22 protein-coding genes are annotated in these 22787 nt (G+C 68.3%); 8 read left to right on the plus strand and 14 right to left on the minus strand.

Going from position 1 to position 22787, the window contains the following annotated elements:
* Positions 1-14 precede the first annotated feature (14 nt).
* Complete coding sequence (locus ACWEFV_RS13195) at positions 15-1319, minus strand: GAF domain-containing protein (RefSeq protein ID WP_450070474.1); 1305 nt, start codon at positions 1317-1319, stop codon at positions 15-17.
* Positions 1320-1601: 282 nt separating this feature from the next.
* Between ACWEFV_RS13195 and ACWEFV_RS13200 the strand changes: the two genes are divergently transcribed.
* Positions 1602-3008, plus strand: coding sequence for a DEAD/DEAH box helicase (locus tag ACWEFV_RS13200; RefSeq protein ID WP_135459885.1), 1407 nt, complete (start codon positions 1602-1604; stop codon positions 3006-3008).
* A 79-nt stretch (positions 3009-3087) separates the two neighbouring features.
* Here the strand turns inward: ACWEFV_RS13200 and ACWEFV_RS13205 are convergent, their stop codons facing one another.
* The 4 genes from ACWEFV_RS13205 to eccCa all read right to left on the minus strand — a co-directional run bounded on the left by ACWEFV_RS13205 (position 3088) and on the right by eccCa (position 8723).
* On the minus strand, positions 3088-3384 hold the full coding sequence (locus ACWEFV_RS13205) for a WXG100 family type VII secretion target (protein WP_450070475.1): 297 nt from the start codon (positions 3382-3384) through the stop codon (positions 3088-3090).
* 12 nt (positions 3385-3396) lie between these two features.
* Positions 3397-3720 (minus strand): WXG100 family type VII secretion target, encoded by a 324-nt coding sequence (locus ACWEFV_RS13210; RefSeq protein WP_450070476.1) that lies wholly within the window; start codon positions 3718-3720, stop codon positions 3397-3399.
* Positions 3721-3798: 78 nt separating this feature from the next.
* Entirely contained in the window at positions 3799-4953 is a 1155-nt protein-coding gene (locus ACWEFV_RS13215) for a type VII secretion-associated protein (RefSeq protein ID WP_450070477.1), read from the minus strand.
* A complete protein-coding gene (gene eccCa / locus ACWEFV_RS13220; RefSeq protein ID WP_450070478.1) occupies positions 4950-8723 on the minus strand; it encodes a type VII secretion protein EccCa in 3774 nt (1257 codons plus the stop codon). Before eccCa ends, ACWEFV_RS13215 begins: the two co-directional genes overlap by 4 nt.
* A 115-nt stretch (positions 8724-8838) precedes the next feature.
* Between eccCa and eccD the strand changes: the two genes are divergently transcribed.
* Complete coding sequence (gene eccD, locus ACWEFV_RS13225) at positions 8839-10185, plus strand: type VII secretion integral membrane protein EccD (protein ID WP_450070479.1); 1347 nt, start codon at positions 8839-8841, stop codon at positions 10183-10185.
* A gap of 14 nt (positions 10186-10199) precedes the next feature.
* Positions 10200-11510, plus strand: a complete 1311-nt coding sequence (gene mycP / locus ACWEFV_RS13230) for a type VII secretion-associated serine protease mycosin (protein WP_450070512.1) — start codon at positions 10200-10202, stop codon at positions 11508-11510.
* Here mycP and eccB read toward each other — a convergent pair.
* The 3 genes from eccB to ACWEFV_RS13245 form a co-directional block, all read right to left on the minus strand.
* On the minus strand, positions 11475-12866 hold the full coding sequence (eccB, locus tag ACWEFV_RS13235) for a type VII secretion protein EccB (RefSeq protein ID WP_450070480.1): 1392 nt from the start codon (positions 12864-12866) through the stop codon (positions 11475-11477). The genes mycP and eccB overlap by 36 nt on opposite strands.
* Before the next feature lie 80 nt (positions 12867-12946).
* Positions 12947-13885 carry a hypothetical protein gene (locus ACWEFV_RS13240; RefSeq protein WP_450070481.1) on the minus strand — a complete coding sequence of 313 codons (939 nt, stop codon included), beginning with the start codon at positions 13883-13885 and terminating at the stop codon, positions 12947-12949.
* A 60-nt stretch (positions 13886-13945) separates the two neighbouring features.
* Positions 13946-14497 carry a CGNR zinc finger domain-containing protein gene (locus ACWEFV_RS13245; RefSeq protein WP_450070513.1) on the minus strand — a complete coding sequence of 184 codons (552 nt, stop codon included), beginning with the start codon at positions 14495-14497 and terminating at the stop codon, positions 13946-13948.
* A gap of 92 nt (positions 14498-14589) precedes the next feature.
* Between ACWEFV_RS13245 and ACWEFV_RS13250 the strand changes: the two genes are divergently transcribed.
* From ACWEFV_RS13250 to ACWEFV_RS13270, 5 genes are all read left to right on the plus strand, one after another.
* Positions 14590-15627 carry an EamA family transporter gene (locus ACWEFV_RS13250; protein WP_450070482.1) on the plus strand — a complete coding sequence of 346 codons (1038 nt, stop codon included), beginning with the start codon at positions 14590-14592 and terminating at the stop codon, positions 15625-15627.
* 25 nt (positions 15628-15652) lie between these two features.
* Positions 15653-16315, plus strand: a complete 663-nt coding sequence (locus ACWEFV_RS13255) for a cutinase family protein (protein ID WP_135459882.1) — start codon at positions 15653-15655, stop codon at positions 16313-16315.
* A 25-nt stretch (positions 16316-16340) separates the two neighbouring features.
* A complete protein-coding gene (locus ACWEFV_RS13260; protein WP_450070483.1) occupies positions 16341-17006 on the plus strand; it encodes a cutinase family protein in 666 nt (221 codons plus the stop codon).
* Positions 17007-17030: 24 nt separating this feature from the next.
* Positions 17031-17735: a cutinase family protein gene (locus tag ACWEFV_RS13265; protein WP_450070484.1), complete on the plus strand. Its 705-nt coding sequence runs from the start codon at positions 17031-17033 to the stop codon at positions 17733-17735.
* A gap of 109 nt (positions 17736-17844) precedes the next feature.
* Complete coding sequence (locus ACWEFV_RS13270) at positions 17845-18492, plus strand: cutinase family protein (RefSeq protein WP_450070514.1); 648 nt, start codon at positions 17845-17847, stop codon at positions 18490-18492.
* Positions 18493-18650: 158 nt separating this feature from the next.
* Here the strand turns inward: ACWEFV_RS13270 and truA are convergent, their stop codons facing one another.
* The 6 genes from truA to rpsM all read right to left on the minus strand — a co-directional run bounded on the left by truA (position 18651) and on the right by rpsM (position 22685).
* A complete protein-coding gene (gene truA, locus ACWEFV_RS13275; RefSeq protein ID WP_450070485.1) occupies positions 18651-19520 on the minus strand; it encodes a tRNA pseudouridine(38-40) synthase TruA in 870 nt (289 codons plus the stop codon).
* A 7-nt stretch (positions 19521-19527) separates the two neighbouring features.
* The gene (rplQ, locus tag ACWEFV_RS13280) at positions 19528-20085 is read right to left on the minus strand and encodes a 50S ribosomal protein L17 (protein ID WP_135452942.1); all 558 of its coding nucleotides are present in this window, start codon (positions 20083-20085) and stop codon (positions 19528-19530) included.
* 59 nt (positions 20086-20144) lie between these two features.
* Positions 20145-21197 (minus strand): DNA-directed RNA polymerase subunit alpha, encoded by a 1053-nt coding sequence (locus ACWEFV_RS13285; RefSeq protein ID WP_450070486.1) that lies wholly within the window; start codon positions 21195-21197, stop codon positions 20145-20147.
* Positions 21198-21271: 74 nt separating this feature from the next.
* Entirely contained in the window at positions 21272-21877 is a 606-nt protein-coding gene (gene rpsD, locus ACWEFV_RS13290; protein WP_135452940.1) for a 30S ribosomal protein S4, read from the minus strand.
* A 14-nt stretch (positions 21878-21891) separates the two neighbouring features.
* Positions 21892-22305 carry a 30S ribosomal protein S11 gene (rpsK, locus tag ACWEFV_RS13295; protein ID WP_004571524.1) on the minus strand — a complete coding sequence of 138 codons (414 nt, stop codon included), beginning with the start codon at positions 22303-22305 and terminating at the stop codon, positions 21892-21894.
* A gap of 5 nt (positions 22306-22310) precedes the next feature.
* The gene (rpsM, locus tag ACWEFV_RS13300; protein WP_135452939.1) at positions 22311-22685 is read right to left on the minus strand and encodes a 30S ribosomal protein S13; all 375 of its coding nucleotides are present in this window, start codon (positions 22683-22685) and stop codon (positions 22311-22313) included.
* Between the last annotated feature and the right edge of the window lie 102 nt (positions 22686-22787).

Genomic DNA, 22787 nt, shown 5'->3' on the forward strand with positions numbered 1-22787 from the left:
GCCCGTGGACCGGATCAGGCCAGTTCGGAGTCGATTCCCGCCAGGTGACCGCGGGCCTGCGCCCGCGCCAGCGGGTCGGCCTCGGGATGGTCGTGCAGCACCCGCCAACCCTGCCGGTCGTCACGGCCGTCGGGCAGCCCCAACCAGCGCCGCAGCAGGCTCAGGCTGCCCCCGGCCAGCACCGCTTCGCGCAGGCTGGCACTCAGCTCGGTGCGCAGCCGCGCGATGGCAGGTGAGACCGATTGCGGCAACAGCGCCCCGGTGTACGCGTCCAGGGCGGCCGCTACGTTCCCGGCCTCCAGCGCGTCGGAAACGTCGCCCATGTCGCTGGCCACCGGGGCCATCAGCCGGTACGGCCGCGACTCGATGTAGGTGCTGCCGATGACCCGCCGCAGACGCGACACCTCGGCCCGCACGGTGACCACATCGAGGTCCTTGTCGTCGAGCAGCATGGCCAGGTGATCGGCGCTGAGCCCCTCGGGGTGCCGGATCAGCAGGACCAGGATGTCGGCGTGCCGCCCGGTCAGCCCGCTGGATTCGGGCCGGCCCGCGGCGTCGGTCACCTGCCAGCGCGGGCGGTCGGCGCCCAGCACCGTCAACCGTGCCCCCTCGGGGGCGGCCGGTGCGACGGGCCCGGTCAGCCGCAGCAGGGCCAGCTGGTTCTCTACCGCGACGGCGGTAGCCCTGACCAGCGCCAATGTCTGCGGCGTCGCCACGGCGGACCCGCCGGTCAGGTCGATGGCGCCCAGCAGCACCCCGGTCGCCGGGTCGTGGACGGGCACCGCGGTGCAACTCCACGAGTGCACGGTGCGGGAAAAGTGTTCGGACCCGAGGATCTGCAGTTCACGGTCCAGCGCCAGCGCGGTGCCCGGCGCGTTGGTCCCGGCCGCCCGCTCGCTCCAGTCCGAGCCGGGCACGAAGTTCATCGCCTCGGCCTTGCGGCGTACGCCCGGATCTCCCTCGACCCACAGCAGGGTGCCGTCGGCCGCGGTAATCGCCACCACCACCCCGGCACCGACGGCGTCGTCGACCAGCAGGCGACGGATCAGCGGCAGGGTGGGCGCGAGCGGATGCGTGTTGCGCAATTCGGTCAATGCCGCCGCCGCGGCGGCCGCCCGGGTGCCCAGATCGGGGTCGACGCCAGTGGCCAGGCTGCGTTGCCAGCTCTCCATGATGACGCGGCGCACCGGGGTGGAATCCAGGGAATCCGCGTCCACCTGGCCGTCGATGAACAGGTCATGGATAGCGCGCACCTTCGCGGGCAGTGCCCGGGCAGACATCCGGCCTCCCGCGTTCCTCGATGCGGCCACGGCGATCATCTCTCCCGGCGTCGGGCCATTGACATGGCATTCACGCGTAACCGCCAGGATAGTTGACCAGCCCGACCTGTGATGGATACCACCGGTAGGTCAACCAGCAGAAATCGGGGAATCCACCCCGCTACCCGTATAGTTGGGGCACGGCGGCTTGTCTGTTCTGCCTTTGCCGCCTTCTCGATCGTCACACCGAGCGCCGCGAGATATCACTCGCGCCGGGCAGGACGACCGCCCTCTATTTTCGGAGCTTTCATTTTGTCTGTCCAAGAAACCCCTGGCACCGCTGTGCCCACATTCGCCGAACTCGGCCTGCCCGCCGAGATCGTCGCGACCCTGGCCTCGAGCGGGGTCCAGACCCCGTTCCCGATCCAGGCCGCGACCCTGCCTGACTCACTCAAAGGCCGTGACGTCCTCGGCCGCGGCCGGACCGGCTCCGGCAAGACCTACGCGTTCCTGTTGCCCCTGGTGGCGCGGTTGGCGACCAGCGGCACTCGCCGGGCACCGAACCGGCCGCGCGCGCTGATCCTGGCTCCCACCCGCGAACTGGTCACCCAGATCGAAGCCTCGCTGGCCCCGCTGGCCAAGGCCACCGGTCTGCGGTCGGTCAACATCTTCGGTGGCGTGGGCGCCAACCCGCAGATCTCCGCGCTGCGGGGTGGCGTGGACATCGTGATCGCCTGCCCGGGCCGGCTCGAAGACCACATGCGGTCCGGCCACGCCGACCTGTCCGCGGTCGAGATCACCGTGCTCGACGAGGCCGACCACATGGCCGACCTCGGCTTCCTGCCCGGCGTGAAGCGACTGCTGGACCGCACCCCGAAAAACTGCCAGCGCCTGCTGTTCTCGGCCACCCTCGATGCCGGGGTCGACGTGCTGGTCAAGCGCTACCTGCACGACCCCGTGGTGCACAGTGTCGATTCGGCACAGTCCCCGGTGACCGCGATGGTGCACCACGTGCTGCACGTGGACAACGCCGCACGGGTCAACGTGGTTGCCGATCTGGCTGCCGCCCCGGGCCGCACCATCGTGTTCGCCCGCACCAAGCACGGCGCGAAAAACCTGACCCGTCAGCTCAATTCGCGTGGCGTGTCGGCAGTTGAGCTGCACGGCAACCTGTCTCAGAATGCCCGCACCCGCAACCTGACGGCGTTCTCCGACGGATCGGCGGCAGTTCTGGTGGCCACCGACATCGCCGCCCGCGGCATCCACGTCGATGACGTCAGCCTCGTGGTGCACGCCGACCCGCCGGTCGAGCACAAGGCTTACCTGCACCGGTCCGGTCGCACGGCCCGCGCCGGGAACGAGGGCACCGTGGTGACCCTCATGCACGACGCGCAGGTTTCCGATGTACGCACCCTGACCAAAAAGGCCGGGGTCAAGCCCACGATCACCCGCGTGAACAGCACCGATCATCCGGTGCTCCGCGAGATCGCCCCCGGCGACCGCGTTTTCGGTGACCCGATCCGTCCCGAGCCGGTCGCCCAGGCCGCTCCGGCGCCGCGGCGCCAGGGCAACAGGTCCGGACAGCCGGGCAAGTCGGGTCAGCAGCAGCGCCGCAGCCGCCCCAACGGTTCCGCTTCCCGCAATGGCGGTGCCCCGTCGGCGCGGTCCGGGTCCGGTGCCGGTGCCGGCGGACAGCAGCGCGGTGGCGGACCCCGGCGTCCCCGTCGCGACTCGGGCTCGAGTCGCTAGCCCGAACCAGACGAAAGTGTGCGGCCCCGCCCGGTCCTCTCCACCGGGCGGGGCCGCACATGTCTTCTGGGGTGGCGGGTCAGACACCCCACGCGTTGGCAGCACTGCGGTCGGTGGCGGCCACCTCGTCGGCACCGTCACGCACCGCATTGCCCAGGGAGAACAGGATCTCGTTGAGTGCCGCAGCCGCCCGGTTCCACCGGGCCTGCTCGATGGCATAGGCCTGCGCCGCCTCACGGGTCCAGACCTGCTGCAGAGGCTCGATCTGCGAACGCAACTCGTCGAGAGCGGCGTTGAACCGGCTCGAGGTGGTGTGGATCTCCTGGCGCACCGAGTACTCGATCTCGCCGAAGTCGTAGGACAGCACGTGATCCATCGTCGACGCCGATCAGATTCCGTCGCCGATGGTGCCGAGCCGCTGGGCGTGTGCGTCGGCGGCGCCGCGCAACGCGCGCTCATTGGTCCTGATGGTCTCGGCGATGCGGCCCAGTGTGGAGTACAGGGTCAGCGATTCGCCGTTCCAGCGGTCAACGACGTCGCGAAAGCGCACAGCAGCCACCCCGCCCCATACCGACGGTGGCACACTGCCCATCTTCCCGATGAACGTCTGCAGCATGGCCCGGACGTCGTCGTTGAGGACGTCGATCCGGCCGGCAACTCTCGTCATTACCTCGAAGTCGGTGCCCAACGGCCCCGTCAGTCCTGGTGACATGTTCCCTGCCCCTCCGGTCTTGTCTTGCGGGATATAACAATTCGACGCAGCACGGGCCGGTTCGGTTCCACCCGATTTCTAGAACGCCGCGTGCGCCGAACGGACGGCTGCCTCGCACGCCGGCCGCACGGCCTCGGCCTGCCCCGGTGCACTCTGGCACCCGATCGCGATCCGTACCCCACCGTCGACGAACACCGCCCACCGGATCTCCCGGCCGTCACGGATCTCTCGGTAGCTGACCGCCGGACGCGCCGCGACGACCGCTGACGGATCGAAGTCGACGAAGATCCCTGCAGGCTGCTCCTGCAGAGCCCGCTGCAGAGTGTCCGCCACCGCGCCGTCCCCGATGCCGGACTGGGTCAGGTGAATCATCAGCTGCGGGTCGGTCGGCGAAACCACCTGAACCCGAGCCGATCCCGGCCCATCGGTGACCCGCTGTACATCCCATCCGGTGGGGATCTGCACGCCAACCCGGCCCTCGGCGAGGACCGTCAACGCCACGTCGTCCGCCGGCCCGCCGCGAGCGACGAACGAGATTGCGCCCAGCACCGCCGCCAGAACCGCTGCCGCGCCGATCGCGACCCGGCCCGGCCGCACCCGCGTGCCGACCGAAACGGCGGCGGCCGGGGGATCCGGGACGACGAGGGCGTCACGCCACGTCCGGCTGTCGGCCAGGGTGACCAACGCACCGCGACGGCGTAGTCCGGACATCACCGCGTTACCCAATGTCACCGCTCCGGCGACATCCACCGGTGCATCGACGGCAACCTCAACCGATGCCCCGGCGATCGCAATCACTGCGCGTACCACCGCCTCCGGATCCACGTCACCCTCGGCGTGGCGGGCGAGTGTCACGCCTCCGGCAGGGGCGCCCGACACCACGATGACCTCGTCGGCGATCTCCACGACGACCCAAGATGCACCTGTCAGCGTCGCGCTCACGGCCTGAACCCGCTGCATCACAACAACTTCTGCACCGGAAGCGGCGGCAGCCCCCCGCACCCGGTCACAACGATCGGCGGTCCACCAGGTCGGGCACACCAGGGTGAGGTTCCGCGCCCCCGCCGCTGCGGCGGCAAGCACATCGGCCCACAGATCCGACACCGCAACCGGTTCGTCGTCCACCAGGGTGATCTCGTCGTCGACGGCGGCCACTGCGACCCCGGCCAGGTCCGAGCGCGGCCCGGGTCCGCGCACGGTCACCGGACCCACCTCGACGATGGTCGATGTCACCACGCGTCCGCCGCGCCGGACAGCACGACCTGCACCAGCTGGTCGGGTGCCCCACGGGTGATCAGAGTGCCCCGCCCGGGCGGAAGTCGAACCGGGCGTACCGATCCCAGCAGCACGCCGTCGTCCGGGTTCGCACTCATCATCAGGCCCATGCAGCCGAGGTCCTTCACGGCGGCCAGGACCGGATCGAACATCGCCCGCGCTGCGCCGCCGGAACGCCGGGCCAGCAGTAGGTGCAGTCCGAGGTCTCGGGCATGGGGCAGGTAAGGCAACAGCGGCGAAAGCGGATTCGTCGCGCCACCGGCCACCAGGTCGTAGTCGTCGACCACGACGTAGAGTTCCGGGCCGCTCCACCACGAACGGTCGCGGAGCTGCCGCTGCGTGACCTCGGGACCGGGCAACCGAGCGCGCAGTGTCTCAAGGACTCTCGGCAGCGCGGCGTCCAGCGCCCCTGTCGAGGGCGCGTACCCGGCCAGATGCTCCGATTCGACGACTCCCAGCAGGGCGCGCCGGAAGTCCACGATGAGCACTTGCACGCATGACGGATCGTTACCGGCGACCAGATCGCTGCACAGGGTGCGCAGCGCCGTGGACTTGCCGCAGCCGGTGTCACCGAGGATCAGTAGATCCGGCTGGGCGGCGAAATCGACCAACACCGGTGCCAGTTCGCGTTCACCGAGGCCCAGCAGTACGTCGGTCGCGGCCCGGGCCCGCGGGGCCCGGGCCAGCTCGTGCCCGCGCACGCATGCGGGCAACAGCCGGACCGCCGGCGCTCGGGCATCCCCGTACTGGATGCGCAGGGTGTCCCCGATCCTTGCCAGCGCCGTGCCGATCCCGCTATCGCTCGGGGTGCCATCCAACCGGGGCAGTGCGATCAACAGCTCGCGCCCCTCACGGGTCAGACCCCGCCCCGGTGCCTGCTGGGCAAGTTGCCTGGCGCGTTTGCGATCCATCTCGGATTCGGCCGGATCACCGAGCCGCAACTCGATGCGGGTTCCGAGCTGGTCCTTGAGCGCCGGCCGGAACTCCGCCCACCGCGACGCCGTCGCGACCACATGGACACCGAGCGAAAGCCCCTGCACCGCAAGGGCGGTGATCGAAGGCTCCAGAGATTCGAATTCTCCGCGGAATGTCGACCAGCCGTCGATGATCAGGAACACATCGCCGAACGGATCGTCGATGTCCCCCGCACGACGACGTTCCCGGTATTCGGCCACGGAACCGATGCCGAGGGCGGTGAAACGTGCGTCGCGGGCGTTGACCAGGGCATGCAACTCGGCCACGGTGCGCCGGACCAGGTCGGTGTCAGCGCGGCCGGCGACCACGCCGACATGCGGCAGCACCTGTAGTGCGCTCAACGCTCCGCCGCCGAAGTCCAGACAGTAGATCGTCACGTCGCGGGGATGATGCGTGGCAGCCAGTGCCACCGCCAAAGTCTTGGCAGCCGTGGTCTTTCCAGACTGGGGACCGCCCACGATCGCCACGTTGCCCTGAGCGGCGCCCAGGACGAGCATCAGTCGATCCCGACGCTGCTCGAACGGACAGTCGACAAGCCCGATCGCTACCGCCAGCGGCGCGGAATCGGACAACAACACGTCGCTGAGCGGGACGGCCGGCGGCAGCGGCGGCAGCCATACCCGATGTGCCGGGGTGCCGTACCCGGCCAGCCGGCCGACAACCTCGTGCAGCACAGTGGTGGTGGCCGGTGCGGCCGGGCGGCGATCGGTCTCCACACCGACCCCGGTGAATCGTCGCGGCCGCAGCTCCTCCTGCGTAATGCGCGGCAGCCGCTCCGGCACTGGGCACGCAGCTGAGACGAATGCGGTCTGAAACCTGATGATCTCGCCGGACGGAGTCTTGAGATAGGCCGCGCCCGGGGTGCTGGGCAGCTCGTATGCATCGGCTATACCGAGCACTGATCGGGATTCGCTGGGCGAGAACGTCTTGAGGCACACCCGATACGACAGGTGGCTCTCCAGTCCGCGCAGTCTGCCCTCGTCGAGGCGCTGGCTGGCCAACAGCAGGTGCATGCCCAGTGATCGCCCGAGCCGGCCGATCGCCACGAACAATTCGGCGAAATCCGGGTGCTGCTGCAGCAGTTCGGAGAACTCGTCCACCACGATCAGCAGGGCCGGCAACGCAGGCAGATCGCCCCGGCACCGGTACTCGGCGATGCCGGCCAGATTCCCGGCCGCCCGGAGCAACTCCTGACGACGGGTCATCTCCCCGGCCAGCGCATCGGCCATCCTGGCCACCAGCGGCGCCTCCTCAGCGAGGTTGGTGATCAGCGCGCTGATGTGATGCGCCTTGTGCAGGCCGAGAAATGTTGCCCCGCCTTTGAAGTCGACGAGGACCAGGTTGAGCGCCTCGGGCGGATGCGTGGCGATCAGGCCCAGCACCAACGTACGCAGGAACTCCGATTTCCCTGACCCGGTCGCCCCGACGCACAACCCATGCGGTCCCATCCCGTCATGCGCGGCCTCCTTGAGGTCGAGGTGCAGCGGGGTGCCGTCGGCACACCGGCCGACCGGAACCCGAAGGAACCGCTGCGGATCCGCTGCCGACCAGGTGTCGAGCGGATCCAACGCGGCCGGATCGTCGATACCGATCAGCGCCGGCCAGCCGCAGTCATCGGGTTCTCGCGCCGGACGGTAGCGCGCCAGCCTGCGGGCACAGGTGATGGCCTGCTCCTGGCTCATCTGGTCGGGTTGCATCGGGGCACCACCGCAGCGCACCACCTCAGGGCCCAGGTCCAGATGCAGATCGGCTCCGGTTGTGTCGATGTCACCCGGACCGGCAACGACCAGCAGCGTGACAGCGGCGCCGGGCACAGGTAGTGCGGCAGAAGCAGAGTCGACGATGACCACGGTGTGCATCGGAGGCGTCGCGGTCGGCAACTCTGCCAGAGTGCGCAACCGCAACGCGGTGACCCCGCCACGGCCATCGGGAGTCCCATGGTGGGCAAGCCATTTCAGCCACTCCCAGTGACGCCCGGTCGACCCGTCGACGACGGCGGCGATGCGGACATGTCGCGGGCTGTGTGCCGTGGCCAGCTGGCAGATCATGGCACGCAGCAACGCTCGGGCCGCATCGGCCGGCCCACCCACAGTCACATGGTCGAGCCCGCCCAGGTTCAGCGTCAGCGGCACGTCGGCCACCGTCGACCGACGCCGGATCAGTTGCGCCAGCGCCGATGCCGTCACCGGATCAACATCGCGTCCCTGGCCGGTGTCGCCGGCGACCAGCCGCGTGGACAGTGGTCGCTCCCCCACTCCGATCCGCACCTCACAGAAGTCGGGGTCACCGGGGCGGAGCTTCCACATCTGCGCGCTACCGGCAAGTGTCCACAATCGTGCGGGTGCGGGATGTTCCGCGTGCAGCCCCAACCACTGCGAGCGGCCCGTTTCACCGGTCGCGGCGTCGATCCCGTCGAGATAGCGCAGGTACTCGCAGCGGTCCCGGTGGAGCTGCTGAGCCCGGCCGTTGCTCTTCAAACTGTAAGCGGCCGTGCCGATCGCCGACATCGCCATCATGATCGGGAACATCGTCGACGCCGGGCCGCGGGTGGCAGCCGCGCCCGAGGTGACGTACACCGCGATCATGCCGATCATCGCCACCACAAGCACCAGCGGCAACAACCTGGTCAGCGAGCCGCCCGGGATATGGCGAGGCAGTGCGGGCGGCGCATCGATCACCATCTCCCCGGGCGGCGGCTCCGCAGTCGGGAGCCCACGGGTGACGTGTGGTGTACGGAGGGTTTCCATCGACATTTGGACGCACGCCGAGCCCTTCGGGTTCCCGTTCCGCAGCGGAATTTTGGTGCGCGGGGGTGCATGACGGGTCGGCTAGCGTGACATGTGTCGGCGTCTACCGGGGGGTGATGCGATGCCGGATTCCTTACGCCATGTATCGGTTCACTGCGGACCGCCGACCGAGGTGGGACACGGTGCCACGGTCGATCTGTCCTTGCCCGCTGCGATGACCGTGGGCGAGTTGTTGCCGTGGATCATCGATGCGCTCGGCGCCGGGGACGGCACACCACGCCGGTGGCAGCTCGCCCACCTCGGTGGTCGCGGCCTGGATGAGTCGGCAACCCTGGTGCAGAACGATATTCGTGACGGCGATCTCCTGATCCTGACCCGGTCCTGTGATCGGCCGACACCCGAGCGGGCGCTGATGGACGCGCTGACGGTCGACTCGCCCGATGACGGCATCCCCACCGGACTGCGGGTCGCCGCCTGCTTGTGGGCCTGCGCGCTGGGCCTGGTGGCATTGGCGTGGGCCGGGCTGGGCAGTGCCGGATGGGACCGCATCGCCGCCGCCGGAGCGGTGGCTGTCACCGTCACCGCTGTCGCAGTGTCCGCGCCGCGTCTGGGTCTGGGTCCGACCGTGATCGCCACTCTCAACGTCGCCGCCGTGGCATTCGCGGGGGTTCTCGGATTCCTGGTGGTTCCGGCCGGACCCGCACCGGCGAACTTCTTCCTGGCCGTGACCGCGACGGGCTCGTTGGGCGCGGTGCTGATCCGGGCATCCGGGTGCGGCAGACAGGTCCTGCTCGCGATCGTGACCGTTGCCGGGGTGCTGGCCGTGGCGACCGGGTTCTCAGTGCTGTGGCCTTTGGCCACACCGGCATTGGGAGCGGTGGTGAGCGCGGTCGGGATGGCATTGCTACCGCTGACCCCCCGGTTGTCCATCGCTCTGGCAGGCCTGACACCTGCGGTACCGGGGTATCCCGATAGCGACGAAGAGATTCTGGACGACAACGCATTCGACGCCGACACACGTGCGCTTCTCGGGCATCAGAACCTGGTCGGCCTGGTGGCCGGTGGTGCGGTCGCGGCCGCACTGGGAACCGCAGTACTCGCCCTCGCCGGTCTTCGACAGGTCACGGTCATCGAGGTCGCATTTGCCGCCGCCGTCGGGGTGGCGCTGCTGTTCCGCTCACGTACCTACGCACCCGGACGCTGCCGGACCGTTCCCGCCGTCTGTGGATTTCTCTCGCTCACAGCGACTTTCATCCTCGTGGTGGCATGGAATCCCGCGCACGGCAGCTGGACCGGCATCCTCGCCGTGGGGACCGGGATCGCCGTGATCTGGCCGGTCACCGTCCAGAGTCCGGTGGCGGCGCGGCTCGCCGACGCCATCGAGTACCTCGCGCTGGCCGCCGTGGTGCCGCTGGCATGTTGGCTCGCCGGTGCCTTCGATCTGTTTCGGGACCTGGGACTGCGGTGAACCGGTCAGGCCGGATGGCCGCGACGCTGATCGCCGGGCTTCCGCTATTGGCCATCGCGCCGGCCCCGGCCGTCGTGCCACCGGTCGTCGTACCGCCCGCGGTGGATTCCACCTTGCTGCCCCGCCCGGCGCCGCCTGCGCCCGTCGCGCGCACAGAGCAACGTCAGCCCTGCTACCAGTCCGCAAGCGGTGCGACCGGCGCGACGGGTACGCCACTGAGTCTGGATGCCGTGTGGCCGCTCACCCGTGGCGACGGCCAGAAGATCGCGGTGATCGACACCGGGGTGGCCCGGCACCGGCTACTGCCACGCCTGATCGGCGGCGGCGACTATGTGTCACACGGTGACGGCACCGCAGATTGCGACGGGCACGGCACCATCGTCGCCGGAATCGCCGCTGCCGCACCGAACGCCGGCTTCAGCGGGGTCGCCCCCGATGCCGCGGTCCTGGCCATCCGGCAGTCGAGCAACAAGTTCGCCGTCGACGGTGGCGCGATCGGTGTCGGCGACGTCGACACCCTCGCCACGGCGGTGCGCACCGCGGCCGACCTCGGTGCGACCGTCATCAACATCTCGTCGGTAGCCTGCGTGCCGGTCGCCGCCGCACCCGACGACCGTACCCTCGGCGCAGCGTTGAGCTACGCCGTCGACGTGCGCAACGTCGTGGTGGTCGTCGCGGCCGGCAACGTCGGAGCGGGCTGCACCCAGCAGGACGGCCCTGTCGGACGATCCGGCGAACCCGACTGGAACAGCGTGCGCACGGTGTCCAGCCCCGCCTGGTACGACGACCTGGTGCTGTCTGTGGGGTCGGTCGGATCAGACGGCACCCCATCGGTTTTCAGCTTGGCAGGCCCCTGGGTGGATGTAGCCGCACCCGGGGAGAACCTCGTGTCGCTGCATCCCGACGGCGAGCAGTTGATCGACACGATCGGACGGGATGCCCCGATATCGGGAACCAGCTATGCCGCACCAGTGGTGGCCGGAGTCGCTGCACTCGTACGCTCCCGATTCCCGCAGATGAGCGCGCGCGAGGTGATGCGCCGCATCGAAGACACCGCACACAACCCGGCCGGCGGCTGGAATCCGTACGTCGGACACGGTGTGATCGACGCCCTGGCCGCGGTCAGCGGCAGCACCCCGGCGCCCGCAGCCGCGACCGCGGCCCCGGTTTCGGTGGCAGCTACGGTCCCCACGCCGACCGACCCCATGCCCCGGCGCATCGCCTTCGGCGGGGCAGCCGTGTGTGTCGCCATGACGGTGGTGACCGCGTTGGCACTGGCGGCCAACCGGTTACGCCGGCGCGGCCACCACGTCTCGCACGACTGACGCCGCATCGCTGTCGAGTTCGGGCCCGCGCGGCAACATGGCCAGCATGGGCCATGGTGCGGGGACAGTGCTCGTCCCCAGTCCCAGGTGTTCAGCAGTCGCCCCGTCGCGGATCCCGAACAGCACACCGAGATCGTTCAACAGATACAGCGGTCCACCGACCGTCGCCCCGCGGACGACACTGCCGGCCTGTAGCAGAACGCTGCGGCCTGCCGGGATGTGCACACGGTCGATACCCGACCCGGCACCGTCGGCCTGAGCCAACGACACGGAGTCGCCGGGGAGTGAATCAGCAATCGCCACAGTCGTATTCGTATCAGGACCGGACTGTCTCGGGTCCCAGCGAGCGCACACCACCGCCCGCCCACGAGGCAGTACCCGCTCCGGGAACCGGGCCACCGCGAGTCCGGCGGCGACCGGTACGTCGGCCACCACATCGGCGGGAACGACAGGAGGTTCGTCATCGGACTGCTTCACGCTGAAGCGGATGACGTCGGCCGCCACCCTGCCGATGCGTTGCAGCCCATCGGCAAGCACCACATAGAACTCGGCGGGACCGGCACGCATCACGCGTACCACGGTTCCTACGGCGAGCCCTCCCAGCGCGGCCGGTCCAGGACGGCCCGCGCCGGCGATCAAAGGCGCCTGCAGCGCGGGAGCCTCGGGCACCGAGTCCAACAGGGCCTGCGAAACCGGTTGGGCCGATATGCCTTCCAGATGTAGCGCGCGAACAACGGCGATGTCACGAAGGTCCACCCGGGCGCGCCAGCCGTCGGCGAGCAGATAGGTCGGAGCTCCCACTGCGCGCGCCGACACCAACAGGGCTTGACCGCCGCGCAACGGTGAGATCTCACGGTCGGCCCGGCCCGCCAGCAGTACCGTCTCGGCGGGTTCGGCGACATCGCAGGTCGCCCAGCCCGACTCGTCGAGACTGAGTGGCCGGCCGATCTGGGCCGGGGCGCCCGGTATGCCGACCAGTGGCCCGCGCCGGAACTTCGCAATCACCGCATCGTTGACCACAACCGGATTCGCCGGGGCGCCGATGATGAGTCGGGCCGAGGCGAGATTGGGCACCGGATGCACTGTGTCGTCGATGCGTACGTACAGCGCACCGGCGTCGCGCGCCACCAGGATCGGCGCGTCGCCGGGCACCGAGCCGGGACGCACGAGAGCAAGCACCGCGCACACCGCGATCGCGATGGCCGCCAGCACACAGCCCGCTCCGTACGCCACGGCTTGCGCGCGCAATGGATCGTCGAGCATGCGGGCATCACCGCGAACCAGCGCGTGTGCCATGCGCCGCAACAGAAATCGATGCCCGTTGAGCTGTAATCGAGTGGCCGTTCGCCGTGCCATATATCCCCCGGGCAGAACCCTAACCCGGGACCGGGGACGGTGACCGCACCTGTTGGTCGCCGGCCGGGACTATGGCGTTGTCAGTCACAGCCCTCTCCTTCGATGAGGCGCACGACGAGGGTGAGTCGACCGGCTGGCGTCCACGCGCCGACGGCGACGTTCCCCGAACCCAAATACGTGAGCCTCTCGATCTCTCCCTCGTCACCGAAGTCGATCGGCAGTACGACGCGTTCGGACGATTCGAAGTTCTCGTCGGCGACGATCAATGCGTCCTCAGTCGCGTACACGGCGGCCCGGTCGTCGTTGATCCAGCATCCGGCCAGCCCGAAACCGTACTCGGCGTCGACGTCACTCGCGTCGAGCCGTGAGATCTCCTTCAGATCCGGCCACGACAGCACCCGTACGGTCTCCGGATCGCTTGGATATGGGGCGACAAGTAGCCTCGCGCCCGACGGACTGAAGCCCGCGATCACGGGATCATCTCCAGCGAGGATCTCGGTCAGATGTAGGCGCGTTCCCTCGACGTCGACGCGGAAGGCCAGAACGCCATCCTGCCCCATGGCGAGCTCAAGAATCGCCGTGTCTTCGGCAGGATGAGGATGCAGGAAGGCGCGCGCATCATCCGCGTCGATCGCCTGGTCGTCGAGGATCGCCCCAGTCGCGGAATCGAGCACCAGCAGCCGGTGCCTCTCGCCGTCCGGGGCAGCGACGACAAGTAGACCGCCCAGGAGCGCAGCCGCGTCGGCGGGTATTCCGGGCACCGTGACCACTTCGTCTCCGACGATGACGAGCCCGCCGGTGGACGCGAGTATCACCAGATCGATGCCGGACGCCGCAAGGACGCGAACGTCGTCCTCCAGAGGGAGCTCTCGCTGCGAATTCTCGGCGAGTCTGTCGTCGAGAAGACGCACTGCACCGTCTCGCCACAGCGCGAAAGTAAGACGCCCGCCCGCCTCGCCGGCAACAACAAGACCCGACATCGGGTCCAGGACGTCGATCACGTCAGCGGAAATGAGCATCCGAGCACTGTATCGAGCACGGGCGGTCATCGACGGGACCAAGACTTTGCCCGAAACGCCTCAGTCCTCGCGCTGGCGCTGCCGGTAAGCCGCGACGTGCTGGCGGTTACCGCAATTGCCTGTGTCGCAGAAGATCCGCGAGCGGTTGCGCGACAGGTCGGTCAGGACGGCCTCACAGTCCGGGGCCGCACAGCTCTTGAGACGGCGGAGTTCGCCGCCGCGGATGAGGTCGGCCAACGCCATCGCCATCTCGGCGCCCATCCGCTGTGCCAGCGGGTCGTCGACCGAGGCCAGATGCAGGTGCCATTCCGGCATCTCCGGATGCCGGGTCAGCCACGGCGATGCCTTGGTATCGCTCAGTAGGGCATTGACTCGGCGGACCGTCTCCTCCTCGTCATCGGCCACCGCCCAGATCTCCCCGAGCCGCCCGCGCAGCGCGCGCACGGCCTCCAGTTCGGCGTCGTTGCGGTCTCGTCGTCCGGTCCAGCCGAAGCCGTCCAGGTAGGCGTTCAAATCGGCCTGGTCAGACAGTTGTTCGCCTTCTACCCGATCGGTGTTCACCAGCACCATCGCGGCCCGGAGCGTGAGCTCCGTGTCATAGGTAAAAAGCATTTGACTCATGACCCCTTGTCACCGTAGCGTCGACCTCGTTGTCATTACCATAGTCAACTTTACTCATGACATGCCCCAGGGGAGGTGTACCGATGACTGCCGAAGCCCAGCTCGACCGCACGACCGCCGATAACCACTTCCGGCTCGGCCTAATGTTCGCCGTCAGCTCCGCGCTCGCGTTCGGCTCATCGGGCCCCTTCGCCAAAGCCCTGATGGAATCCGGCTGGAGCCCGACCGCGGCCGTCACGGCCCGGCTCGCCGGCGGCGCGCTCATGATGGCCGTCTTCGCCAGCATCGTCCGGCCCGGCTGGGTCCGTGAGGTGCTCGGCCACGCCAAGACCGTCGTCGGCTACGGCCTGATCCCGATCGCCGGCGCGCAACTCTGCTACTACAACGCCGTCGCACACCTGTCCGTCGGCGTGGCCCTACTCCTGGAGTACACCGCGCCGATCCTCGTCGTCGGCTGGGTATGGGCCACCACGCGACACCGCCCCAGCGCGATGACCTTCGCAGGCGTGGCAGTCGCCATCGCCGGCATCATCCTGGTGCTCGACGTGTTCAGCGGCGCCCAGATCAACCTCGCCGGGGTCAGCTGGGGCCTGGCGGCCGCCGTGTGTGCCGCCTGCTACTTCATGATGTCCAACCAGGCCAGCACCGACGGCGAGGGGCTGAGCCCGATCAGCCTGGCCGCCGGCGGCTTGGTCGTCGGCACCGCGGCCGTGACGCTCCTCGGCGTCACCGGCGTCATGCCGCTGATCTTCACCACCAACGCCGTCACCATCGCGGGGCACACCACCGCGTGGCTGGTGCCGGTGATCGCCTTGGGCCTGATCCCCACCGCCCTGGCCTACACCCTCGGCATCGTCGGGATCGCCCGGCTCAAGCCGCGCTTCGCCTCCCTGGTCGGGCTGTCAGAAGTACTCTTCGCGGTCCTGATCGCCTGGATCATGCTCGGCGAGGCCATGTCGGTGAGCCAGGCCATCGGCGGCGCAGTCGTACTGGTCGGTCTGGCCGTGGCCCGACAGGGCGATCGCAGCGAGCAGGCGGACCCCGACACAGCCACTCAGGTCGAGCTGGCGACCTGGCCCGACATGGCCATACAGGAGACGTCCGAACGCGCAATCGATTAGCCGCGGCTAAGCAATTTGTGTGACTATGTCCCCCGTGAGTCTCCTCCGGAAGTCGGCCCGGGTGGCCGCGATCGTCTCAACCCTGGCCAGCGCGGCTTTTCCGCTGGCGCTCGCCGCGCCCGCCGCGGCCGCACCGTGCTCCGACATCGAGGTCATCTTCGCCCGTGGCACCAACGATCTCCCAGATCTGGGACGTCCCGGGCAGGCCTTCGCCGACGCGCTGCGTTCCCAGGTCGGCGGCCGCACAGTGTCCACGTACGGGGTGAACTATCCCGCCAGCTATGACTTCCTGGCCGCAGCCGACGGCGCCAACGACGCCGCCAACCGCATCGCCACGCTCGCGTCCTCCTGCCCGTCAACCCGGGTCGTGCTCGGTGGCTACTCACAGGGCGCCGCGGTCGTGGACATGTTGGCCGGCATCCCGCCGCTCGGCAACAAGGTCGGGGAAGTCGGATCGGCACCGCCCCTGGCCGGCGAGCTGGTCCCCCAGGTCGCCGCAGCGGTCGTCTTCGGAAACCCCTCGACCAAATTCGGAATCCCGCTCACCTCGTCGATCTTCGGCGGCAAGGCGATCGACCTCTGCAAGGACGGGGACCCGATCTGCTCTCGCGGCCGGAACCCGTTCGCGCACAGCGACTACGTGGGTATGGCAGATCAGGCCGCCAACTTCGTCGCCGGAATCGTTTAGTCGACCACAGACGTTAGGATTTGGTGTGGCCTTTGATCTTGTTCGTCGCGGCACCCTGTTCGTGGCGGCAGCGCTGACCGCTGCCGCCGCCGTCGTCGCACCGGTTGTGGTGCCCGCCGCCTCCTCGGGACTTCCGGTGGCGGCGGCCGACTGCCCCGACATCGAGGTGGTCTTCGCCCGCGGCACCAATGACACCGCCGGCCTCGGCCGGATCGGCAATGCGTTCGTCAGTTCGCTGCGCAACAAGGTCGGCGGCCGTTCGGTCGGCGCCTATGCGGTGAACTACCCGGCCAGCTTCGACTTCCTGGCCGCGGCGGGCGGCGCCAACGACGCCTCCGGCCACATCCAGTGGATGGTGGACAACTGCCCCGGCACCCGCCTGGTGCTCGGCGGGTACTCCCAGGGTGCCGCGGTGATCGACGTGATCGCCGCCGTCCCGTTCCCGGCCGTCGGCTTCAACGCACCGCTGCCGCCGAATGTCCCCGAGCACGTCGCCGCGGTCGCGGTCTTCGGCAACCCGTCAGCCAAGCTCGGTTTGCCGCTGACCTCCAGCCCGGTGTACGGGGGCCGCGCCATCGACCTGTGCAACCCGGGCGATCCGATCTGCGGCGACGGTGACAGCGTGCAGGCACACCGGGCATACGAAGGCCCGGCCAACGATGCCGCGAACTTCGTAGCCGGACTGTTGTAGCCGTTGTCCGCTACGATCGCTGAGGTGGTCGAACTTCCTAGCGGTAACCGTGTAACCCGGCTGCTCCGGCGCTGGATCGGGGTGGCTGCCGTCATCGCGGCAACCGTAGCTGTCCTGCCGGTCGCTTCGGCTGTCCTGCCCGGTTCGCCGGCGGTGGCCAACGCCGCTTCGTGTCCTCCGGTCGAGGTCGTCTTTGCCCGCGGCCGCACCGAACCCGCCGGCGTCGGCACCCTCGGGAACGCGTTCGTGAGTTCCCTGCGCTCCAAGGTCAACAAGAACATCGGCGCGTACGCCGTCAAGTACCCCGCTGATACCGAAGTCGACATCGGCGCCAACGACATGAGCGGCCACATCCAGTACATGATGGACAACTGCCCGGATACCCGGTTGGTGATCGGCGGGTACTCGCTGGGCGCGGCAGTCGCCGACGTGGTGCTGGCCGTCCCCTTCACCGGCTTCGGCTTCAAGACTCCGCTTCCCGCGGGCGCCGACGGGCACATCGCCGCCGTAGCCCTGTTCGGCAACGGCGCCGCGTGGGTCGGTCCGATCACGCGCTTCAGCCCGGTCTATGCCGACCGCACCATCGAGTTGTGCCACGGCGCCGACCCGATCTGCAACCCGGCCGACCCGGACACCTGGAAGAACAACTGGCCAGATCACCTGGCGGGCGCCTACATCGACGGCGGGATGGTCAACCAGGCCGCGGATTTCGTCGCGGGTCGCCTCTGAGTTGGCCCTGACCAACCACCGAGATCAACTTCGTCGCCGGATCGTTGCCGGACCGGCACCTATTCTCGACGGCACCGTAAATACCATCTAACGCGTGATTGGCCGTCGAATGTCGGCCGCACTGATCACCGCTCTGACTGCCGTTGTGGTACCAATGACGGTGGCGCCCAGCATGATTGGCGCCGCGAAGGCCGCCACGTGCCCACCGGCGGAGGTGGTGTTCGCCCGCGGCCGTATGGAGCCCCAAGGACCCGGACAAGTCGGTGCCGCCTTCGTCAACGCACTGCGTGCCCTGCGCGGCCCGAATGTCGCCCTCTATTCGGTGAAGTACCCGGCCGACACCCAGGCCGACGTAGCCGCCAACGACATGAGCCGCCACGTGCAGTGGATGACCCGCAACTGTCCGAACACCCGGCTTGTCCTGGGCGGATACTCGCTCGGCGCCGTTGCGACCGATCTGATTCTGGCGATGCCGATCTCGGCGTTCACCTTCAACAGTCCGCTTCCCAAGGGCACCGACCGGCACGTCGCCGCGGTGGCACTGTTCGGTAACGGCGCCAACTGGGCCGCACCGATCACCCTGTTGAACCCGGCCTATCAGAACCGCACCATCGACCTGTGCCACTCCGATGATCCGATCTGCAATCCGAGCAGCCCGTACAAATGGCAAGCCGGATGGCAGGATCACCTGGCGCCCGGCTATATCCGCTCGGGCATGGTGGCCCAGGCGGCCAGGTTCGTCTCCGCCCGACTCTGAGGGCTAGTGGACAACCTTCGGGGGCTCCAGACGGCCTGCGGGGCACCACCACGGCTCAAACGGAAGTCCAACCTGGCGGCGGCGCACCGCTTTCTACCCTGTGGTCGCCAAACCACGTCACCTACGACCCAGGAGTAGAAAACCGTGCGCTGTAGCGCTCAGTCGGCAGTCCGCACGTCACGGGTAATCAAGTTGCGGGCCTCAAGCTCGTCATCGGCCGGGTAATCGACCTGCACCAGCGTGAGCCCGCGGGCAGGAGCGGCGGCGAAATCACTGGACCGGCTCGTCTCACTCAACAGCCCGGCCGTCCACTCAGCTGACCGCCTGCCCTCCCCCACCGCCAGCATTGCGCCGACCAGCGAGCGAACCATGTTCCAGCAGAACGCATCCGAGGTGACGTGCGCCGTCACGTAGAAACCGTCGCGCACCCACTCCAACCGCTGTAGGTCGCGAATCGTCGTGGCCCCGGGACGGTGGCGACAGAACGCCGCGAAATCGTTGAGCCCCACCAGCTCCCGCGATGCGGCCGCCATCGCGTCGAGGTCCAGGGGTTTCGACCACGGTGTGATGAACCGGGCTTCGGCCGGCTCGACCCCGTAGGGGGCCAGACTCAGCCGGTAGGTGTAGTGCCGGCGCAGTGCCGAGAATCTGGCATCGAAACCCGCGGGCGCCCGCACGATGTCGCGGACCCGGACATCGGTCGGCAGCAGCCGCGCCAATCGCCGAACCAGCGGCGTGAATTCGGCATCGCCCGCATGGGTGGTCCGCGGATAGACGTGTGGAAGTGCGTCGGTGGGGATGTCGACGTGGGCGACCTGGCCGGTTGCATGCACCCCGGTGTCGGTACGGCCCGCGGTGCGCGTCACCACCGGCGTCCGGAACACCGTCGACAGCGCGTCGTCGATCACGCCGGCAACCGTGCGCTGACCCGCCTGCACCGCCCAGCCCGCGAAATCCGTGCCGTCGTAGGCGATGTCCAGGCGCAAACGAACATGCCCGCCACCGGAATCGGTGGCGGGCATGTTCATGTTGTCACTACGACTTGGCAGAGTCATCCTCAGCCGCAGCCTCAGCGGTCTCGGCATCCGCGATGGCGGCGTCCTCGGCCTCGACCTCGGCAACCGGGGTCTCCTCGGCGGCTTCCTCGGCCTCTTCAGCCTTGGGAGCCTCGGCCTCGGCAGCCTTGGCCTGCGCGGCGGCGGCGCGACGAGCGCGGTCCGCCTCGGAGGTCACGGTCTTCTCCCGCACCAGCTCGATGACCGCCATGGGGGCGTTGTCGCCCTTACGGTTCTCGACCTTGATGATGCGGGTGTAGCCACCCTCGCGATCTGCGAAGAAGGGACCGATCTCGGCGAACAGGGCGTGCACGACGTCCTTGTCGCGGATCTTCTTCATGACCTCGCGCCGGTTGTGCAGTTCACCCTTCCTGGCGTGGGTGATCAGCTTCTCGGCGTACGGACGCAACGCCCGGGCCTTGGGCTCGGTCGTCTTGATCCGGCCGTGCTCGAACAGCGACGTGGCCAGGTTGGCCAGGAGCGCCTGCTGGTGCGAGGACGACCCGCCGAGGCGGGGCCCCTTAGTGGGTTTGGGCATTGCGACTATCTCCTAATTGGGGCCGGTCCCCGTATCAGGTAGGACCGGGACGGAATTCTTTAGAGCTGCTCGGTCTCGGCGTAGTCCTGGGTGTCGTCCAGGTCGTAGCCGGCGTCGCTGGTCCAGGTGCCGGTAGCGGCGTCGTAACCTGCGACCTCGGACGGATCGAACGTGGCCGGGCTGTCCTTGAGCGAGAGACCCAGCTGGTGCAGCTTGATCTTCACCTCGTCGATGGACTTCTGGCCGAAGTTACGGATGTCCAGCAGGTCGGACTCCGTGCGGGCGACGAGCTCGCCCACGGTGTGCACACCCTCGCGCTTGAGGCAGTTGTACGAACGGACGGTCAGGTCCAGATCGTCGATCGGCAGCGCGAAGCTGGCGATGTGGTCTGCCTCGGCCGGCGACGGCCCGATCTCGATGCCCTCGGCCTCGACGTTGAGTTCCCGTGCCAGACCGAACAGTTCGACCAGGGTCTTGCCGGCCGACGCCAGGGCGTCACGCGGGCTGATCGAGTTCTTGGTCTCGACGTCCAGGATCAGCTTGTCGAAGTCGGTGCGCTGCTCGACACGGGTGGCCTCCACCTTGTAGGTGACCTTGAGGACCGGCGAGTAGATGGAATCGACCGGGATACGGCCGATCTCGGCGCCCGACGCCTTGTTCTGCACGGCCGGGACATAGCCGCGACCGCGCTCGACGACGAGCTCGACCTCCAGCTTGCCCTTGTCGTTGAGGGTGGCGATGTGCATGTCCGGGTTGTGCACCGTGACACCGGCCGGCGGGACGATGTCACCGGCGGTGACCGCACCCGGGCCCTGCTTGCGCAGGTACATGGTGACCGGCTCGTCCTCCTCGGAGGACACGACCAGGCCCTTGAGGTTCAGGATGATGTCGGTGACATCTTCCTTCACCCCGGGGACGGTGGTGAACTCGTGCAGCACACCGTCGATGCGGATGCTCGTGACCGCCGCGCCCGGGATGGACGACAGCAGCGTGCGCCGCAGCGAGTTACCCAACGTGTAACCGAAACCGGGCTCCAGCGGCTCGATGACGAACTTGGAGCGGTTGTCGGCGAGGGTTTCCTCGGCCAGTGTGGGTCGCTGAGAGATCAGCATTGTGTTCTTCTCCTTCTCGGCACCCGCTATTTGATGCCGTCTGGGTACTTACCGGCCGGGTGGCCGGTAAGTCATTACTTCGAGTAGAACTCGACGATGAGCTGTTCGGCGAGCGGCACCTGGATCTGCGCGCGCTCGGGCAGCTGGTGCACCAGGATGCGCTGACGCTCGCCGACGACCTGCAGCCACGACGGGATCGGACGCTCACCCGCGGTCTGCCGAGAAACCTCGAACGGCAGGGTGTTGAGCGACTTCTCCTTGACGTCGATGATGTCGTACTGCGACACCCGGAAGCTCGGGACGTTCACCTTGACACCGTTGACGGTGAAGTGGCCGTGGCTGACCAGCTGACGGGCCATCCGGCGGGTACGCGCCAGGCCGGCGCGGTACACCACGTTGTCCAGGCGGCTCTCCAGGATCTGGAGCAGGTTCTCACCCGTCTTGCCGGCCTTGCGGTTGGCCTCTTCGTAGTACTTGCGGAACTGCTTCTCCATCACGCCGTAGGTGAAGCGAGCCTTCTGCTTCTCCTGCAGCTGCGTGCGGTATTCGCTCTCCTTGATCCGCGCGCGGCCGTGCTGGCCGGGCGGGTAGGGGCGCTTCTCGAACGACTGATCTCCGCCGATGAGGTCGACGCCGAGACGGCGCGACTTGCGAGTGGCGGGTCCGGTATAACGAGCCATTGTTCAGATCCTCCCTAGACCCGGCGCCGCTTGGGCGGACGGCAGCCGTTGTGCGGCTGCGGAGTGACGTCGGAAATCGCGCCCACCTCGAGGCCTGCGGCCTGCAGCGAGCGGATGGCGGTCTCACGGCCCGAACCCGGGCCCTTGACGAACACGTCGACCTTCTTCACGCCGTGCTCCTGCGCCTTGCGGGCGGCGTTCTCGGCGGCCAGCTGCGCGGCGAACGGGGTCGACTTACGCGAACCCTTGAAGCCGACATGACCCGAGGATGCCCAGGCGATGACGTTGCCCTGGGGATCGGTGATCGAGACGATCGTGTTGTTGAACGTGCTCTTGATGTGCGCGGCGCCGTGCGGGACGTTCTTCTTTTCCCGGCGACGGGTGGTCTTGCCGCGCTTGGCGCCCGCGGCCTTCTTCGGTGGTGCCATCGGGGTTACCTAGCCTTCTTCTTGCCGGCGATGGTGCGCTTCGGGCCCTTACGGGTGCGCGCGTTGGTCTTGGTCCGCTGGCCACGCACCGGCAGACCGCGGCGGTGCCGCAGGCCCTGGTAGCAGCCGATCTCGATCTTGCGGCGAATGTCGGCCTGCACCTCGCGGCGCAGGTCACCCTCAACCTTGAGGTTGCCTTCGATGTAATCGCGCAGCTGGGACACCTGATCGTCGGTCAGATCCTTGGTGCGCAGGTCCTTCTCGATGCCGGTGGCGGCAAGGATTTCCTGCGAGCGCGTACGGCCGATGCCGTAGATGTAGGTCAGCGCGATCTCCATGCGCTTGTCGCGCGGAAGATCGACGCCCATGAGACGTGCCATGTGGCGGTGTTCCTTCTTCTCTGCGGAGGTCTGGTCCCAGCCCGTTCCCATCAGCCCCTAAGGACTCTCCGGGGTCCGGCCTCCGTTCCGGACGTGGATGCT

Source organism: Mycobacterium sp. NPDC004974, from assembly GCF_053600815.1.